Genomic DNA, 2,474 nt, shown 5'->3' on the forward strand with positions numbered 1-2,474 from the left:
GCCTTACGCAGGATTCCGCCGTCATGACCGCCGATCTCATCCGCGTCACACGAGCCCTCATTTCCGTTTCCGACAAGACCGGCCTCGTGCCGTTCGGTCAGGCGCTCGCCGCGCGCGGCGTCGAGATCCTCTCGACCGGCGGTTCCGCCCAGCAGCTCCGCGACGCCGGCGTGCCGGTGACCGAAGTCGGCGACTATACCGGCTTCCCCGAGATGATGGACGGCCGCGTCAAGACGCTGCACCCGCGCGTCCATGGCGGCATCCTGGCCCGCCGCGACCTGGAAGGCCATCTGGCCGCCATGAAGACCCACGACATCCCGCCGATCGATCTGGTCGTGGTCAACCTCTACCCGTTCGAGGCGACCGTGGCGCGCGGCGCTCCGTTCGAGGACTGCGTCGAGAACATCGACATCGGCGGTCCCGCCATGATCCGCAGCGCCGCCAAGAACCACGGCTTCGTCGCGGTGCTGACCGACGCCTCCCAGTACGAACCGGTCCTGGCGGAGCTGGAGTCCAACGACGGCGCCACCTCCCTGGCGCTGCGCCGCCGGCTGGCGGCCTCGGCCTATGCCCGCACGGCGTCCTACGACGCCGCGATCAGCCAGTGGTTCGCCGGCCAGAACGACGAGACCTTCCCGGCCCGCGTCACCGTCGCCGGCAGCCTGCGCCAGACGCTCCGCTACGGCGAGAACCCCCATCAGGCGGCCGCCTTCTACGTCAGCGGCGCCGACGCCCGGCCCGGCATCGCGACCGCGACCCAGCTCCAGGGCAAGGAGCTGAGCTACAACAACCTGAACGACACGGATGCCGCCTTCGAGCTGGTGGCCGAGTTCGAGAAGCCCGCCGTCGCTATCATCAAGCACGCCAATCCCTGCGGCGTCGCCGAGGGCGACAATCTGCTGGATGCCTATGGCCGCGCGCTGGAATGCGATCCGGTCAGCGCCTTCGGCGGCATCATCGCCCTGAACCGCACGCTGGACGCCGCCACCGCCGAGCAGATCGCGAAACTGTTCGCCGAAGTCGTGATCGCCCCCGACGCCGACGAGGGGGCCCGGCAGTTCCTGGCGTCCAAGAAGAACCTGCGCGTCCTTCTGACCGGCGACCTGCCCGACCCGGCCGCCCCCGGCATGACGGTGCGCACGGTAGCCGGCGGCTTCCTGTTCCAGACCCGCGACAGCGGCCGGGTGACCCTGCCCGACCTGAAGGTCGTGACCAAGCGGGCGCCGACCGACCAGGAACTCTCCGACCTGTTGTTCGCCTTCCGAGTCGCCAAGCACGTCAAGTCCAACGCCATCGTCTACGCCAAGGCGGGCGCCACGGTCGGGGTCGGCGCCGGTCAGATGAGCCGGGTCGACAGCTCGCGCATCGCGGCCTGGAAGTCGGCCGACGCCGCCAAGGCGGCCGGCCGCGAGCAGGCCGGCACGATCGGCTCGGTCGTGGCCTCCGATGCCTTCTTCCCCTTCGCCGACGGGTTGCTGGCCGCCGCCGATGCGGGCGCCACCGCGATCATCCAGCCCGGCGGCTCGATGCGCGACGCCGAGGTGATCGCAGCGGCGGACGAGCGCGGCCTCGCCATGGTCTTCACCGGCATGCGCCACTTCCGCCACTAAAACCGGGTCGAATTCAAAAGAAAACGGGCGGCAGGGTCACCCTGCCGCCCGCTTGGCGTACCAAAATCCGAAGAGATTGACCAATGAAGACGCTCATGCCATAGGTCGGTCTAAAGCGAAGCGGCAGCCGACATAGACGCGCCTGCTTGTCGGCTGCCGCTTCGCTTTAGACCGACCTACGAAACCAAAGTCTTTTTCAGAGGCCGACCTCTCCGGTTCCTGGCATTACGTCACTTCAGCGCCTTCAGGAAGTCGATCAGCTCGTCCTGCTTCGCCTTGTCGGTAACGGCGACGTGGCGCATGCGGGTTCCGGGGATGAACGTGTCGTTACCGGAAATCCATTTGCGCAGGTTGTCGTCGTTCCAGACGACTCCGGACTTCTGAACCGCTTCGGAATAGGCGAAGCGCGGCACCGAACCGGCGGTACGGCCGTAGACGCCGATCAGCGTCGGGCCGAAGGCGTTGGCGGAGGTGTCCAGCGAATGGCACGACGCGCATTGATGGAACGGATGGCTGTCCGACACCGGCTTGGTCTCGGCGAACGCCTGGCTCGCGCCCAGCGAGCACGCGGCAGCCAGCATCGGCCCCATCAGTCTGAGGGCCAGCAGCTTCATGGTGATTGTCCCCTTTCACAGGTTGCCCCGGCAGTATAAGTCCGGGCCGGACGGCGGATAATAGTACCAAGGAATGAAGGGTTATTTGCGCCACGCGACGTTATGCGGCATAGGCGGCCTGATCCCACGGCATCGACCGAGTCGGCGGAACGGCGCCTCCCCGCCTGCCCTCTCACCGCATATCGTCGTACTATCAGGGCAAATTCCAATGCACGGCAGGACCGAACCTGCAAACGCCAATATTTAATGA

2 protein-coding genes are annotated in these 2,474 nt (G+C 66.9%); one reads left to right on the plus strand and one right to left on the minus strand.

The window, feature by feature from the left end; genetic code table 11:
* Positions 1-23 precede the first annotated feature (23 nt).
* Positions 24-1,610 (plus strand): bifunctional phosphoribosylaminoimidazolecarboxamide formyltransferase/IMP cyclohydrolase, encoded by a 1,587-nt coding sequence (gene purH / locus AC5JJ6_RS01740; protein WP_496040392.1) that lies wholly within the window; start codon positions 24-26, stop codon positions 1,608-1,610.
* A 230-nt stretch (positions 1,611-1,840) separates the two neighbouring features.
* Here the strand turns inward: purH and AC5JJ6_RS01745 are convergent, their stop codons facing one another.
* Positions 1,841-2,224, minus strand: coding sequence for a c-type cytochrome (locus tag AC5JJ6_RS01745; RefSeq protein ID WP_496040389.1), 384 nt, complete (start codon positions 2,222-2,224; stop codon positions 1,841-1,843).
* Between the last annotated feature and the right edge of the window lie 250 nt (positions 2,225-2,474).

Source organism: Skermanella sp., assembly GCF_059503625.1.

Bases quoted from the DNA above. Each gene is read 5' to 3' on its own strand.
- AC5JJ6_RS01745 (WP_496040389.1), bottom strand. From the start codon at position 2,224: ATGAAGCTGCTGGCCCTCAGACTGATGGGGCCGATGCTGGCTGCCGCG.
- purH (WP_496040392.1), top strand. From the start codon at position 24: ATGACCGCCGATCTCATCCGCGTCACACGAGCCCTCATTTCCGTTTCC.